Annotated in this window: 13 protein-coding genes and 1 pseudogene; 5 read left to right on the forward strand and 9 right to left on the reverse strand. The window is 70.4% G+C overall.

What is annotated here, in order from left to right:
• From EDM22_RS11725 to EDM22_RS11765, 9 genes are all read right to left on the reverse strand, one after another.
• Positions 1-1,230, reverse strand: a 1,230-nt coding sequence (locus EDM22_RS11725; protein ID WP_122937241.1) for a Re/Si-specific NAD(P)(+) transhydrogenase subunit alpha, incomplete at its 3' end; no start/stop codon positions are given.
• 238 nt (positions 1,231-1,468) lie between these two features.
• A complete protein-coding gene (locus EDM22_RS11730; RefSeq protein ID WP_245989339.1) occupies positions 1,469-2,128 on the reverse strand; it encodes a hypothetical protein in 660 nt (219 codons plus the stop codon).
• Positions 2,129-2,228: 100 nt separating this feature from the next.
• Positions 2,229-3,602: a replicative DNA helicase gene (gene dnaB, locus EDM22_RS11735; RefSeq protein WP_122937274.1), complete on the reverse strand. Its 1,374-nt coding sequence runs from the start codon at positions 3,600-3,602 to the stop codon at positions 2,229-2,231.
• Between the two features lie 535 nt (positions 3,603-4,137).
• On the reverse strand, positions 4,138-4,590 hold the full coding sequence (gene rplI / locus EDM22_RS11740; RefSeq protein ID WP_122937242.1) for a 50S ribosomal protein L9: 453 nt from the start codon (positions 4,588-4,590) through the stop codon (positions 4,138-4,140).
• Between the two features lie 11 nt (positions 4,591-4,601).
• Entirely contained in the window at positions 4,602-4,862 is a 261-nt protein-coding gene (gene rpsR, locus EDM22_RS11745) for a 30S ribosomal protein S18 (protein WP_056727560.1), read from the reverse strand.
• Positions 4,863-4,930: 68 nt separating this feature from the next.
• The gene (locus EDM22_RS11750; RefSeq protein WP_122937243.1) at positions 4,931-5,440 is read right to left on the reverse strand and encodes a single-stranded DNA-binding protein; all 510 of its coding nucleotides are present in this window, start codon (positions 5,438-5,440) and stop codon (positions 4,931-4,933) included.
• A gap of 5 nt (positions 5,441-5,445) precedes the next feature.
• Positions 5,446-5,829 (reverse strand): 30S ribosomal protein S6, encoded by a 384-nt coding sequence (gene rpsF / locus EDM22_RS11755; RefSeq protein ID WP_122937244.1) that lies wholly within the window; start codon positions 5,827-5,829, stop codon positions 5,446-5,448.
• A gap of 2 nt (positions 5,830-5,831) precedes the next feature.
• On the reverse strand, positions 5,832-6,671 hold the full coding sequence (locus EDM22_RS11760) for a type IV toxin-antitoxin system AbiEi family antitoxin domain-containing protein (RefSeq protein WP_122937245.1): 840 nt from the start codon (positions 6,669-6,671) through the stop codon (positions 5,832-5,834).
• Between the two features lie 177 nt (positions 6,672-6,848).
• A complete protein-coding gene (locus EDM22_RS11765) occupies positions 6,849-8,282 on the reverse strand; it encodes a CCA tRNA nucleotidyltransferase (RefSeq protein WP_122937246.1) in 1,434 nt (477 codons plus the stop codon).
• Positions 8,283-8,380: 98 nt separating this feature from the next.
• Here EDM22_RS11765 and EDM22_RS11770 point away from each other — a divergent pair, with 98 nt between their 5' ends.
• From EDM22_RS11770 to EDM22_RS11790, 5 genes and pseudogenes are all read left to right on the forward strand, one after another.
• On the forward strand, positions 8,381-10,729 hold the full coding sequence (locus EDM22_RS11770) for a DUF6049 family protein (RefSeq protein WP_122937247.1): 2,349 nt from the start codon (positions 8,381-8,383) through the stop codon (positions 10,727-10,729).
• Entirely contained in the window at positions 10,722-12,344 is a 1,623-nt protein-coding gene (gene murJ / locus EDM22_RS11775) for a murein biosynthesis integral membrane protein MurJ (RefSeq protein ID WP_122937248.1), read from the forward strand. The genes EDM22_RS11770 and murJ overlap by 8 nt, the downstream gene beginning before the upstream one ends.
• A 226-nt stretch (positions 12,345-12,570) precedes the next feature.
• Positions 12,571-13,578 (forward strand): thioredoxin-disulfide reductase, encoded by a 1,008-nt coding sequence (gene trxB / locus EDM22_RS11780; RefSeq protein ID WP_122937249.1) that lies wholly within the window; start codon positions 12,571-12,573, stop codon positions 13,576-13,578.
• Between the two features lie 70 nt (positions 13,579-13,648).
• Positions 13,649-13,978: pseudogene (trxA, locus tag EDM22_RS11785) on the forward strand (thioredoxin); the annotation flags it as partial.
• Between the two features lie 226 nt (positions 13,979-14,204).
• Positions 14,205-15,527: an aminotransferase-like domain-containing protein gene (locus EDM22_RS11790; RefSeq protein WP_376917959.1), complete on the forward strand. Its 1,323-nt coding sequence runs from the start codon at positions 14,205-14,207 to the stop codon at positions 15,525-15,527.
• Positions 15,528-15,544: the final 17 nt, after the last annotated feature.

The raw sequence follows: 15,544 nt of genomic DNA on the forward strand, positions 1-15,544 counted from the left end.
CGGCGGCGCAGGCGGGGCCGGAGGGGCCGGCGGGGCCGGCGGCGCGACGTCGGTGGGCGGCGCCATCTCGTCGGCCGCCTCGGCGAGCGCGTCGGCGATGGCGGCCGCGGTGGGGGCGTGCCGCACCTCGCCGCCGTGGGTGAGACACGCGCCGGCGACGACCTCGTCGTCGAAGTCGGGGGCGACCGCGCCGTCGACGGTCATGAGGGCGATGAGGTTCGCGACGTTCTTGGCGTAGAGGCGGGAGGCGTCGGACGGCATCCGCGACGCGGCATCCTTCATGCCCACGATCGTGACCGTGCCGAGGCCGTCGGCGGTCGCGACGGCGACATCCTCGCCGGCGACCGAGCCCTCGACGTTGCCCCCGGACTCGGCGGCGAGGTCGACGACGACCGAGCCGGGCTTCATCGCCGCGACCATGTCGGCGGTGACGAGCAGCGGCGCCGGACGGCCCGGGATCGCCGCGGTGGTGATGAGCACGTCGGCCGCCGCGATGTGCGGTGCGAGGAGCCGGCGCTGCAGTGCCGCTCGGTCTTCGCCGAGCTCCTTCGCGTAGCCGCCTGCCGCATCGGCGGCCGCATCGAGGTCGAGGTCGATGAACGTGCCGCCCATCGATGCGACCTCGTCGGCGGATGCCGCGCGCACGTCGTTCGCCGAGACCCGCGCTCCGAGGCGCTTCGCGGTGCCGATCGCCTGCAGGCCCGCGACGCCCGCGCCGAGCACCACGACGGTGGCGGGCGGGATCGTGCCCGCCGCGGTCATGAAGAGCGGGAAGAACCGGGGCAGCCGCATCGCCGCCTCGAGCACGCAGCGGTAGCCCGCGACGAGCGCCTGGCTCGTGAGCGCGTCCATCGACTGCGCGCGGGAGATGCGCGGCACGAGTTCGAGGGCGAAGGCGGTCACGCCCGCCTCGGCGAGCGCCACCACCGTGCCGAGCTCGCTCGCCGGGGACGCGAGGCCGACCGTGATCGTGCCGGGGCGAAGCCGACCGGGCTGCTCGGGCTCGAGCGGCCGCACATGGGCGAGCACGTCGACGACGGCCGGATCGAGGCGGTCGACGAGCTCCGCACCGGCCTCGGCGTACGCGCCGTCGGCGAATCCGGATGCCACGCCCGCACCTCGCTCGACCTGCACCTCGAGCCCGAGCGACGCCAACTGCCGCACCGTCTCGGGGGTCGCGGCGACGCGTCGCTCTCCCTCACGCCGCTCCTGGGCGATGCCGACTCTCACGGATGCTGCTCCTCTCACACCGAGTGCAGCGGTGCGCGGACTCCGGGAGCCGGGTGCGCGGCGCTGCTGCACGTGGGATCACCCTACGTCGCGCCGCGCGCCCCGCTCCACGATTCGGTCCGATCCGGACGGAAACATCCGCGGATCTTTCACCCCGCGGAACTCGCACAGCACCCGGCGGCATGCGGACGCAGGCGGGATGGGTCGCGGCCGAGGTACTGGACCGACGATCCCGGATTCAACCGGATGCTCGGTCGCCTCTCGGGGGGATCCGGACTCGATCGACGCGCCGGAAGGGGATCATGCACGCGATGCACAGCACCGCAAAGCACGAGGCGGCGAGGGTGGCGACCCAGACGCCACGTGGCAGGTCGTGTGCCAGTCGGCTCGTCGCGTCGCCGAACGGAAGGGCCGCGAGTGCCGCAAGCACGAGGGCCGCGAGGATGCCGCAGCCGATCCGCGCCCAGAGCGGGCCGTTCCGCGCGAGCGCGTACCCCCCGGCCAGCGCGGCGAGGGGCACCGCGATCGCTCCGCCGCCCAGCCCCTGGGTGAACAGCGCTTCGAACGCACCCGGCATCGTGAGCGGGGCGACGGTGAAGGCGAGCACCGAGAGGGCGAGCCACCGCCAGTGGGGGCGCCCGCCCGTTCGTCGCAGGTACTCCGCCCAACCCAGTCCGACTCCGGCGATGACGCCGGGAAGGAGGATCGCGACGTACGTGCCATACCAGTCGAAGGCGGATGCCCCGCCTGCGAGACCGGCCATGAAGCCCCGGAAGGCCGCCGCCCAGGCCAGCCCGGCGATTGCGCCGACCGCGACGTGCGCCGCCGCCGACGGTCTCGGCCGGTCAGCCGTCGACGCCTCGGCGCCCGTTGACGCGGTGATCCTGGTGCTGCTCATGCCGACGCGCCTCCCTGGCGCCAGAACTACTCTGGTTCGGCCGGGGCGGCAACCCCCGATGTGGTCACAGGCGAAGACGGTCGCTCCGTGGACGGAGGCGCTAGACCTGCACCATGTCCGCGAACCGGGAGAAGTGCCCGTGGAAGGCCACAGTCACGGTGCGCGTCGGGCCGTTGCGGTGCTTCGCCACGATGAGGTCGGCCTCGCCCGCGCGGGGACTGTCGCGCTCGTAGGCGCTCTCGCGGTGGAGCAGGATCACCATGTCGGCGTCCTGCTCGATCGAACCCGACTCGCGCAGGTCGGAGAGGGCCGGCATCTTGTCGGCACGCTGCTCGGGGCCACGGTTCAGCTGCGACAGCGCGAGCACCGGCACCTGCAGCTCCTTTGCCAGGAGCTTGAGCGCACGTGAGAACTCCGAGACCTCCTGCTGGCGGCTCTCGACGCGCTTGCCGCTCGTCATGAGCTGCAGGTAGTCGATGACCACCATCTTGAGGCCCACGCGCTGCTTGAGCCTGCGGCACTTGGCGCGGATCTCGACGAGGGTCATGTTGGGGGAGTCGTCGATGTAGAGCGGCGCGTCGTTGATGCGGCCTCGCGTCGACGCGATCGTGGTCCAGTCGCGGCCGTCGACCGTGCCCTTGCGCATGTTCTGCAGTGGCACGGATGCCTCGGCCGAGAGCAGTCGCATGGCGATCTCGGAGCGCCCCATCTCGAGCGAGAAGAAGATCGTGGGCAGGTCGTGGGTGATCGCCGCCGAACGCGCGAAGTCGAGTGCGAGGGTCGACTTGCCCATGGCGGGACGCGCCGCGACGATGATCATCTGGCCCGGGTGGAATCCGTTGGTGAGGTCGTCGAGGTCGGCGAAGCCCGTGGGCACGCCCGTGAACTTGCCGTCGGTGTGCTTGGCCGCCTCGATCTCGTCGATCGCGGCGGTGACCGCGTCGGTGAGGGGCACGTAGTCCTCGGTCTCGACCGAGCCCGTGACGCCGTAGATCTCGGCCTGCGCGTTGTTGACGAGTTCGACGACCTCGCCCTCGCCCGCGTAGCCCATCTGCACGATGCGGGTGCCGGCCTCGACGAGGCGGCGCAGGAGTGCACGCTCGGCGACGATCTCGGCGTAGTACCCCGCGTTCGCCGCCGTGGGCACGAGGCTCGTGAGGGTGTGGAGGTACTCGACACCGCCGGCCCGCTGCAGTTCACCCGACTTGGTGAGCTCGTCGGTGACGGCGATGACGTCGGTGGGCTCGCCGTGCGAGTAGAGGGTGAGGATCGCGTTGAAGACCACCTCGTGCTTTGGCACGTAGAAGTCGACGCCGCGCAACGTCTCGATCACGTCGGCGACCGCGTCCTTCGAGAGCATCATGCCGCCGAGGGTGCTCTGCTCTGCGAGGAGGTCGTGCGGAGGGGTGCGTTCGCCGCGCCGGGCCCCTTCGTCGTCGTAGGTGTCAGCGAGCCCGATGTGTGCGATCGACAACTCGATGACCTCCGATTTCCGATTCGCGCGCGAGTGCGCCGTGCCCTGGTTCAAGGCATATCACCGACTGCCGACACCGGCGCTTCGGCGGGCCGGTGCGGGACGTGATCGGGTGGCGCTGACTCACCATAGGGAAGCCCTCTGCACAGCACAACCCGGCCTGTGGATAACTCTGGGGAGAATCTGGGCGAAACGCCGTCGAATGTGTGCACTCCGCCTGTGGAGAACTGTGGAATTCATGTGAATTACACGAGTTGAATTCTGATCTGAACTGGCATTTCCTGATTCCACACCTGTGGGGGAAAACTTCTTTGAGATTCCACGGAACCGGGTTTCTCACCTGTGTACAACCATGTGAGAAACCGCTCAAATGCGGACTTGCGAAGCCAGCCGTACGAGGTGTATGCGGAGAGGGCTCTCCGCCCGGTCGGAGCCGCCGATGCGAACGCATACGGGGTACACGAGGACACCCCCCGGAACGCAGAAGCGGCGGCGGACCGTGAGGGCCCGCCGCCGCTTCGCGCGTGCGTGCGAACTACTTCGCTGCGACCACCTGGAGGGTGATCGTCGCCGAGAGCTCGTCGCGGAGGCGAACGGTCGCCTCGTGCTCGCCCACCGACTTGATCGGGGTCGGGATCTCGATCTTGCGCTTGTCGACCTCGCCGAGGCCGGCCGCTGCGACCGCTGCCGCGACATCCGCCGTCTTGACCGAGCCGAACAGGCGGCCGCCGACGCCGGCCTTGACGGCCAGCTTGACCTTGGCCGACTCGAGCTTGGCCTTGAGTGCCTGGGCGTCCTCGAGCGAGTGGAGCTCGCGGGCGGCGCGGGCCGCCTTGATCGAGTCGACCTGCTTCTGGCCGCCGCGGGTCCATGCGACCGCGAAGCCCTGGGGGACGAGGTAGTTGCGGGCGTAGCCGTTCTTGACCTCGACCACGTCACCTGCGGTGCCGAGGCCGGTGACCTCGTGCGTGAGAATTACCTTTGCCATGGTCGTGCTCCTTAGCGGCCGGAGCCCGAGTAGGGCAGGAGCGCCATCTCGCGCGCGTTCTTCACCGCACGGGCGATGAGGCGCTGCTCCTGCACGGAAACGCCGGTGATGCGACGGGCGCGGATCTTTCCACGCTCCGAGATGAACTTGCGGAGGGTCGCGACATCCTTGTAGTCGATGACGCCGACCTTGATCGACTTCGCCGGGGCGGCGTTCTTCGCGCCCTTCCCGCGGCTCGGCTTGCGGCGGTCGCCGCTGCTCTTTCCAGCCATTGGTCTTCCTGTCTTGAGAATTGCGGATCGAGGAGATCGCTCAGCGACCGTCTCCGAACCGCCGAATGTTAGAAGGGGGTCTCGTCGCCGTAGCTCGTGCCCGGCGTGTTCCAGACGTCGCCGCCACCCGACGAGGCAGCAGGAGCACTGGGTGCCCACGCGTCGTCGGACTGGCCGCCGCCGAAGGAACCGCCGCCGACCGCACCGCGGTTGGACTGGGCGCGCGTCACGGACGCGGTGGCGTAGCGCAGGCTCGGGCCGATCTCGTCGACCTCGAGCTCGATGGTGGTGCGCTTCTCGCCTTCCTTCGTCTCGTAGGAACGCTGCTTGAGACGCCCGGAAGCGATGACCCGGGAACCCTTGGTGAGTGATCCGGCGACGTGCTCGGCGAATTCACGCCAGACGCTCGCGCGCAGGAACAGCGCTTCACCGTCCTTCCACTCGTTCGACTGACGGTCGTACGTGCGGGGAGTGGACGCGATGGTGAAGTTGGCAACCGCCAGGCCGTTCTGCGTGTAACGCAGCTCGGGATCTGCAGTGAGGTTGCCCACCACGGTGATGATGGTCTCGCCGGCCATGGGGACTAGGCGTCCTTCTTGGCTGCAGCCTTCGCGGACGCGGCGGCCTTCTTGGCGGCCTTCGCCTCCTCGGCCTTGGCGTGCGCGGCGACCTGGGCGATCGCCTCTTCGGCGCGGAGCACCTTCGTGCGCATGACTGCCTCGCTGAGGTTCAGCTGGCGGTCGAGCTCGTTGGTGGTCGCGGACTCGGCGGTGAAGTCGACGACGGCGTAGATGCCCTCGTTCTTCTTGTTGATCTCGTAGGCCAGACGACGCTTACCCCAGATGTCGACCTTGTCGACGGTGCCGCCATCGTTACGGATGACGTTGAGGAACTTGTCAAGGCTGGGAGCAACGGTGCGCTCGTCGATCTCGGGATCGAGGATGACCATCAGCTCGTACTGGTGCATGACTAACCCACCTCCTTCGGACTCAAACGGCTGCAGGATCTCTGCAGCAGGAGGGTTGTGCATACGTCGCGTCGTGGAGGCCGCGCAATGCGGCACACGGGCAACCTTGACAGCATAGCGGATGCCGCGTGCCGGCGCACTTCGGCGCCGCTCCGCTCCGCCCGCGCACTCCCGAACCCCGCACCCGCTCCCCGCACGCTGAGCGATTCGCCGGGATTCGCCGCCGCCGGGTCGGAGAACCCGATCGCACTTCGAGCACCGCGGATGCCGCGTCCCGATCCGCATCCGTCGAGGCGATCCAGCAGCGCCGCTCGGCCGACCCCCGGTACCTCGATGCCCGTCGGAAGCAGCACCCACCGTTTGGTCCCGTGGTCCAGCGCGACGACGGCATTCGCGAAGGACCTCGTGCGGGCGACGTCGACCAGCGTGCGGCGCAGGTCGGTGAGCAGGTAGCCGTCGAGCTCCACGATCTCGGCGGGATCGAACTCCGCCTGGATCCAGCGCACGCCGTGTCGGGAACGAGGCCGGCTGCGCCGGGTGTCGGCGAGTTGCGCTTCGATCGGCCAGCGCCCCAGTCGCGGCAGGCCCCAGATCAGCGCGGCGGACTCGCCGCACAGCACGGGGCGTTGCGCCCTCTTGGCCACGACGGCCCCGAGCGCCGAGCGAGCGCGATGGGCCGACGACGTGGAGCTCCACTCGTCTGCCGCTGCATAGACGCCACGACGGACGCGCTGCAGCTCCCCGCTCGATGCACGTCGCTGGAGGGTGCGCGCAGACATCGCGCCCGGCGCACCGGCGAGGCGGAGTTCGAGCGGGCGCGCATCAGGGTCGAAGTCGGACACGCGACCAGCCTCACGGCGAGGGGAACACGGATGACGCGGCGCCGCGCTTCCGGTGGGATCGCGGGGTGGGTCCCGCCGCGTGCAGGACGAGTCCGCCGCCGAACTCGTCACTTCGCGCCGCAGACCGCACGGATCGCACACGGAGACGTCGCGAAGTGACGCGCCGCCGGGCCCGGATCAGGCGGGGTCGCGCTGCGCCCACCAGGCGAGCAGGCGCTCGCGCGCAGCATCCGCGCCGATGGGCCCCTCGTCGAGCCGCACGTCGAGCAGGAAGCGGTAGGCCTCGCCGACGACCGGCCCGGGGCGGATGCCGAGCGCCGCCATGATCTCGGCACCGTCGAGCTCGGGGCGCACTGCCGCGATCTCCTCCTCCTCGGCGAGCTTCGCGATGCGCTCCTCGAGGTCGTCGTACGCGAATCCGAGCCGGTCGGCCTTGCGCCGGTTGCGCGTCGTCACATCTGCCCGCGTGAGGATGTGCAGCCGTTCGAGCTGGTCGCCCGCGTCGCGCACGTAGCGGCGCACCGCCGAGTCGGACCACGCGCCGTCGGTGTAGCCGAAGAAGCGCAGGTGCAGCTCGATGAGGCGCGACACCGCGTTGATCGTGTCGTTGTCGAAGCGCAGCGCGCGCAGGCGCTTCTTCGCGAGCTTCGCGCCCACGAGGTCGTGGTGGTGGAAGCTCACGACCCCACCCGGTTCGAGGCGCCGCGTCGCGGGCTTCCCGATGTCGTGCAGCAGCGCGGCGAGGCGCACGATGAGGTCGGGGGAGTCGAGCTTGCCGCGTGCGAGCTCGTAGTCGATGGCCTGGTCGAGCACGGTGAGGCTGTGCTCGTAGACGTCCTTGTGGTGGTGGTGCTCGTCGACCTCGAGGCGCAGGGCCGGGATCTCGGGCAGCACCCGCTCTGCGAGGCCCGATTCCACGAGCAGTCGGATGCCGCCGCGCGGCGCCGCGGTCAGCAGGAGCTTCGACAGCTCATCGCGCACCCGCTCCGCGGAGATGCGGTCGATCTCGGGCGCGAGGGCCGTCATGGCCTCGCGCGTGGCGTGTTCGACCTCGAAGCCGAGCTGGGCCGAGAATCGCGCGGCGCGCAGCATCCGCAGGGGGTCGTCGCCGAAGGAGACCTCGGGCGGCGCCGGGGTGCGCAGCACCTTCGCGATGAGGTCGTCGATGCCGCCGGACGGGTCGACGAGCTCGAGTCGAGGCAGCCGTAACGCGAGCGCGTTGACGGTGAAGTCGCGGCGGGTGAGGTCCTCGTCGAGGCTCGTGCCGAACACGACCTCGGGCTTGCGGGACGCTCCGTCGTACGAGTCGGCGCGATACGTGGTGATCTCCACCGTCTCTCCGGCGACCTTCGCGCCGATGGTGCCGAACGCGCGGCCGATGTCCCAGTGCACCTCGGCGATCGGCTTGACGACCGCGAGGATCTCGTCGGGCGTGGCATCCGTCGTGAAGTCGAGGTCGTTGGTGGGCCGACCGAGGAACGCGTCGCGCACGGGGCCGCCGACGAGGGCGACCTCATGGCCCGCGGCTTCGAATGCCGAGGCGAGGGTTGAGACGGTCGGCGAAGCCGCCAGCTCACCCAGCCGGTCGAGGGCCGCCGCGACACTCTGCATCCGTCCATGTTAAGCGGGCGGGTCCCGTGGGCGTGGCGGCGGAGGTGGGCCGTGGAGACGGATCAGGGGCGCAGGTGCCACGCCGTAGAATCGCGTGCATGACGGCCGAGTCGAACCCTGTGCGTCGACTCCGCCGACTCATCGTCCCCGTTCTCGCGGCCGCCGCGGTGGTCTGGTGCTCCGTCGGCGCGGGTGCCGCGATCGCCGGGGCCCAGGCGGGCGACCCCGAGGCATCCGCGGCACGCACCACCACCGCGACCGCCGCTCCCGACGACTCCGAGCCGGGCATCCGCATCAGCGTCGCCCCCGCCGACGCCGCCGACGTCACCACCACCGCAGCCCAGGAGATGGCGGTCGAGGTCGCGAACGACACGGCGGAACCGCTGGCGGCCGGGATGCTGCGGCTCCTCGTGTCCGACGATCCCCTCGATGGAACGGCGGGCATCGACGCGTGGTCCACGCTCGGCGCAGGCGACTCCGGCGACGCCCCCGCATCGACCGAGGTCGGACGTGCCGAGGTGCGCGGAATCCTCCCCGGATCGGCGGCGACCGTGCGCATCCCCGTGCCGGCCGGGGCCTTCGACGCCGAGGCCGCGGTGGTCGGCGTCGCGGCCGAGCTCGAGGTCGACGGCGAGCTGCTCGCCACGGGAACGGCTGCCTTGGCGAGCGCCTCGGCTCCTGCATCCGCCCCGGTCGGGCTCGCCCTCGCCGCTCCCCTGACGGTGCCCGCGCAATCCACGGGTCTACTGCCCGCCGACCTTCTCGAGACCTGGACGGCGCCCGCGGGCCTGCTCACCCGGCAGCTCGACGCCTTGGGCGATCGGTCGGTCGCGATCGGCGTCGATCCGCGCATCATCGCCTCGATCCGCGCCCTCGGCAGTTCGGCACCCGCATCCGCCGTGGCATGGCTCGAGCGACTCGCCGCGCTGCCCAACGAGATCTTCCCACTCCAGTACGGCGACGCCGACCTCGCGGTGCAGGCCCAGCTCGGACTCGACGCCCCGCTCGAGCCGATCTCATTCGACGACGCACTCGACCCCGGCGACTTCGCCGCGCCCGCCGACGGCGCCGACGCCACGGGCGGAGCCGCGACGGCCACGCCGATGCCGACCACGCTCCCCGACGACGCCGCCCTGCTCGACTGGTCGTACACCCGCACCGATCTCGCGTGGCCGGCCGACGCCACCGTCGCGAGCGACAACCTGGGCTGGTTCGCCGGTGCCGGCCTCACGACGACGATCCTCGGCCCGGCCAACGTCGCATCGCCCGACGCACTCGTGAGCGCGGCGTCGACGATCGGAGGCTCCACTGCGGTGGTGGCCGACGGTCGCGTCACCGGCGCCCTCCGGCAGGCGGCGGCCGCGGCATCCGACACCGAGTGGCGCAGCAGCACCGGTCGCCTCCTCGCCGAGCTCGCCGTGGCGGCCGGCGACGCAGGGGCGGCGCAGCCGGTCACGCTGCTCGCCACGTTCGACCGTTCGGCCGGCGACAAGGCCGAGCGCGTGCAGGCCACCATCGACGCGATCAACGGCGTGCCGTGGTCGACGCCGGCGACGCTGACCGACGCGATCGGCGCGCCTCCGACGCCCCGCACCCTCATCGACCTGCCCGAGGACGACCAGCGGCGTTCGAACGTCGACCGGATGCTGCAGGCCGAGCGGTCGGTCGACGAGTTCTCGGCCGTGCTCGACGATCCCACGGTCCTCACCGCGCCGACGCGGCGCCAACTGCTGTCACTGCTCGATGTCGCATGGATTCCGCAGGGCGAGGAGTGGACGAGCGCCGTCGGCACGTGGCTCATCGACCAGCGCGCGATCACCAACGGGGTCTCGGTCGTCCCGTCGAGCAGCGTGCTCGTCGTCGCGAGCGAGACCGGGATTCCCATCACCGTGCAGAACTCGCTGCCCTACCAGGTCGACGTCGTGGTGCACGTGCAGCCCACCAACGGCCGCCTCATCGTGGAGGAGCCCGTCGACGTCACCGTGGAGCCCGAGTCGCGCAGCACGGTGGTGGTGCCGGTCGCGGCGGGCGTCGGCAACGGCGAGGTGTCGCTCGAGGTGTCGCTCACGGCGCAGGACGACACCCCGGTGGGCGATCCCGTGCTCATCCCCGCCAACGTGCATGCCGACTGGGAGGGTCTGGGCGCCACGATCCTCGCGACGATCGCGGTGATCGTGTTCGGCGTCGGCCTGTGGCGCAACATCGTCCGTCGACGCCGGCGCCGGAGCGAGGGGTCCGAGGGCGCCGAGGCCGCCGAGGCGAGCGGTGCGGATGCCGCCGACGCCGACGCCGCGGCATCCGGAACCGAGCCCGAAGCCGCCACCGCCACCGCCACCGCTCCCGATACCGATCCCGATACCGATACCGATACCGATACCGATACCGATACCGATACCGATACCGCCCCGTCGCCCGACCGACCCCTGGAGAACCCCCGAGATGGCTGACGACCGCATCGCCCGCGCGAGCATGTTCCTCGCGTCGGGCACGATCGTCTCCCGCGTGCTCGGCTTCGTGAAGGCGATCGTGCTCGCCGCGACGATCGGCGTGGTGGGATCCGCGAGCGCCGACGCGTTCGCGGTCGCGAACGGACTGCCCAACACCGTGTACGTCATCGTCGCTGGCGGCGTGCTGAGCGCCGTGCTCGTGCCCCAGATCGTGCGCGCGAGCGCCCACGCCGACGGCGGCAGCGCCTACATCAACAAGCTGCTGACCCTCGCGCTCGTCGTGATCGGCGCCGCCACCGTCGTGGCGACCGCGCTCGCCCCCGTGCTCGCATGGATCTACGGCGGTCGGCTCCCCGACTCGACGCTCCAGCTCGCCACCGCGTTCGCGTTCTGGTGCATGCCGCAGATCTTCTTCTACGGCCTGTACACCCTGCTCGGCGAGGTGCTCAACGCACGCCGCAGCTTCGGCCCGTTCACGTGGGTCCCGGTGCTCAACAACGTGGTCGCCCTCGCCGGGCTCGTGGTCTTCGGCCTCGCGTTCGGCTTCGACGCCACGGGCGAACGTCCGCCGGGCGACTGGACGCCGGGCATGATCGCGCTGCTCGCCGGATCCGCCACGCTCGGCATCGCGGCGCAGGCGCTCGTGCTCCTGTGGTTCTGGCGCCGCATCGGGCTTCGTTACCGGCCCGATTTCCGGTGGCGCGGGGTCGGCCTCGGAGCGGCAGGCCGCATGGCCGGCTGGACCTTCGGCATGCTGCTGCTCACGACCTTCGCGGGCATCGTGCAGACGAACGTGGTGAGCCTCGCATCCGGCGACGACGCATCGATCGCGGCCATCGACAGCGCCTGGCTGGTGTTCATGCTGCCGCACTCGGTCATCACCGTGTCGATCGCCACCGCGTACTTCACACGCATGAGCGAGCACGCGCGCGACGGCAAGCTCGACCTCGTGCGCGACGACCTCTCGGGCGCGATCCGCGGCGTCTCGCTCATCCTCATGCTCGCGACTGCCGTGCTCGTCGTGATCGCATACCCCTTCGCGGCGGTCTTCCAGCCCGGCGACCTGGCGAACGCCTCAGCGCTCGGCAACGTGATCATCGCGTTCGCGATCGGGCTCGTGGGCTTCAGCATCCTGTTCGTCGTGCAACGCACGTTCTACGCGCTCGGCGACACGCGCACCCCGTTCGTCTTCACCCTCGTGCAGGTGATCGTGTTCACCCTCGCTGCGCTCGCCTCGACCCTGCTCCCCGTCGAGTGGATCGCGGTGGGCGTCGCGCTGTCGACGACGATCGCCACCACGGTGCAGCTGATCCTCGCGGTGGTGCTGCTGCGTCGGCCGCTCGCCCGCCTCGACGGCAAGCGCGTGGTCGTGAGCCTCCTGCGCGACCTCGCCGCCGTGATCCTGCCGATCGCCGCGGGCGTCGGCCTGCTCATCGCGCTCGGCGGGTTCCGCGACGACGGCTTCGCGATCGGCAGCCGCGTCGGCGCGATCGTGTCGATGGCGATCATCGGCTCCGTCATGGCCGTGCTCTACCTCGGCATCCTGTGGCTCCTGCGCTCGCCCGAGCTGCGCGGGTTCGCCGAGCCGGTCGTGGCGCGCCTGCGACGACGGTGACCGGCGGATGCCGACCGCTCCGCGGCATCCGTGACGCCCGGTGACAGACTGCCGACGGACCGGCGGCGGCCACGATCGGCGCCGCCTCGGGCCCCGGCGGGCCAACCTGAGCGCACGCCGCACGCCCTCAGGAACGCGGAATAGGCGCCGCCTAGACTGTGTTCACCTTGTCGTGGCGTCCGGTGGGTAGGATGCCGCGGGCATCACACAGACGACAGGAGCGGCTTTGCGCGACATCATCATCATCGGCTCGGGACCGGCCGGCTTCACCGCCGCCATCTACGCCGCTCGCGCCGAGCTGAAGCCCCTCCTCATCGCGAGCTCCGTCGAGATCGGCGGCGAGCTCATGAACACGACCGAGGTCGAGAACTTCCCCGGTTTCCCCGAGGCGATCATGGGCCCCGACCTGATGGGCAAGATGCAGGCGCAGGCCGAGCGCTTCGGCACCGAGGTCGTCTACGACGACGTCGTGGAGCTCGAGCTCGAGGGCCCCGTCAAGCGGGTCGAGCTCGGCAGCGGTGAGGTGCACGAGGCGAAGTCGCTCATCTTCGCGACCGGCTCGGCATACCGCAAGCTCGGCCTCCCCGAGGAGGAGGTCCTCTCGGGCCACGGCCTCTCGTGGTGCGCCACGTGCGACGGGTTCTTCTTCCGCGAGAAGCAGATCGCCGTGGTCGGCGGCGGCGACTCCGCGATGGAGGAGGCGACCTTCCTCACCCGCTTCGCCGACAAGGTCTACGTGATCCACCGCCGCGACTCGCTCAAGGCGTCGAAGATCATGCAGCAGCGTGCATTCGACAACCCCAAGATCGAGTTCATCTGGAACTCCGAGGTCGCCGCGATCCACGGCGACGGCCAGGTCAACGGTGTCACCCTGCGCGACACCGTCACGGGCGACGTGCGCGCGCTCGACCTCGACGGCCTGTTCGTCGCGATCGGCAACGACCCCCGCACCCACCTCGTGCACGGCAAGCTCGACCTCACCCCCGAGGGCACCATCGCGGTGCACGGCCGTTCGTCGCGCACCTCGGTCGCGGGCGTCTTCGCCGCGGGCGACGTGATCGACCCGTTCTATCGGCAGGCAGTCACCGCCGCCGGCTCGGGCACCGTCGCCGCCCTCGACGCGGAGCACTACCTGGCCGCGCTCGAAGACACCTCGTCGCCCGAGGAGGCGGAGTCCGAGTCCGAAGCGGCCGAGGAGGCCGCCGCCATCGCCCGGTTCGCCGAGGTGAACTGACCGCTCCGGCGCGTTCCGCCTCGCGACATCCGCCCTACCCCGCACGCTTCACGCTTCACGCAAAAGGAGAACGCAAATGACTGCACGCGCAGTGACCGAGGCCACCTTCGAGCAGGAGGTCCTCAACAACGACAAGGCCGTCCTGGTCGACTTCTGGGCCGAGTGGTGCGGCCCGTGTCGCGCGGTGAGCCCGATCCTCGACCAGATCGCCTCGGAGCACTCCGAGAAGCTCGACATCGTCAAGCTCAACGTCGATGAGAACCCGAACCTCGCGATGAAGTACCAGATCACCGCGATCCCCGCGTTCAAGGTCTTCGAGAAGGGCGAGGTCGTGAAGACCGTCATCGGCGCCAAGCCGAAGCCCGCACTCGAGGCCGACCTCGCCGCCTACATCCACTAGTCGGCGGCCTCACGCATCGAGACCCGTCCGGCGCACGCCGGGCGGGTCTTTCGCGTACCCGGGCGGGTCTTTCGCGTACCCGGGCTGGTCGTTCACGCTCTCCGGGCGCGGCGACCGACGGATGCCGCGAGCGGCATGCACTGCGGATGACGCTGCGTCGCCGCATCCGCGTCACCGTCCTCGCACGGTGACTACCATGAGAATCCTGAGCAGAACGGAAATCGCAGTGACCTCTGACGGCGTCCCCCAGCGGACCGGCAACAACCTCGACCCCTGGTACGCGAACTACGCCGAGCGAGCCGCCGGCTTCGCCGCGTCCGAGGTCCGGGCCCTGTTCGCCGTCGCCTCGCGCCCCGAGGTCGTCTCGCTGGCGGGGGGAATGCCGTTCGTCTCGGCTCTGCCGCAAGACCTGATCACACAGGCCATGGAGCGCGTCATGCGCGACCAAGGGCCGGTCGCGCTGCAGTACGGTTCCGGCCAGGGCATCCCCGCGCTGCGCGAGCAGATCCTCGAGGTCATGGCGCTCGAGGGCATCCGCGGGTCGGTCGACAACGTCGTGACGTCGACCGGATCGCAGCAGGCCCTCGACTTCGTGGCGAAGCTGTTCCTCGACCCGGGCGACGTCGTGCTCGCCGAGGCGCCGAGCTACGTCGGCGCGATGGGCGTGTTCCGGTCGTACCAGGCCAGCGTCGTGCACGTCGCGATGGACGAGCACGGACTCATCCCCGAAGCGCTGCGCGAGACGATCTCGTACCTGCGCGGCCAGGGGCGGCGCATCAAGTTCCTGTACACGATCCCGAACTTCCACAACCCCGCCGGCGTGACCCTCTCTGCCGAGCGGCGACCCGAGATCCTCGAGATCTGCCGCTCCAACGAGATCCTCGTGCTCGAGGACAACCCCTACGGTCTCCTCCACTTCGACGAGCCGGCGCCGAACGCACTGCGGTCGATGGACCCCGAAGGCGTCATCTACCTCGGCTCGTTCTCGAAGACCCTCGCACCCGGATTCCGGGTGGGCTGGGCGCTCGCGCCGCACGCCATCCGCGAGAAGCTCATCCTCGCGGCCGAGTCGGCGATCCTCTCGCCGAGCTCGTTCAGCCAGCTGGCCGTCTCGGAGTACCTGTCGCAGGCCGACTGGCGCGGCCAGATCGACACCTTCCGCGGGGTGTATCGCGAGCGCAAGGACGCGATGATCGAAGCGCTGGGGGAGTACCTGCCGCAGCTCTCGTGGACCAACCCGAACGGCGGGTTCTACGTCTGGGTCACGATGCCCGACGTGCTCGACTCCAAGCAGATGCTGCCGCGCGCGGTTCGGGAGCTCGTGGCGTACACGCCGGGCACCGCCTTCTTCGCCGACGGGCGAGGTCGCCACGCGATGCGGCTGTCGTTCTGCTACCCGACGCCCGACGCGATCCGGCTCGGCATCCGTCGACTGGCGACCGTGGTGAACGGCGAGCTCGACCTGCTCGACACCTTCGCCGGCACCGGCACGCTCCAGCTCCCCGATCGGCCGGGCATCGAGGCCGCGCCGCCCACCGACCTCAAGTAGTGGAGAAAACCCTGATC

Origin of the sequence: Agromyces tardus (assembly GCF_003710805.1) — a bacterium.
Taxonomy (GTDB): Bacteria; Actinomycetota; Actinomycetes; order Actinomycetales; family Microbacteriaceae; genus Agromyces; species Agromyces tardus.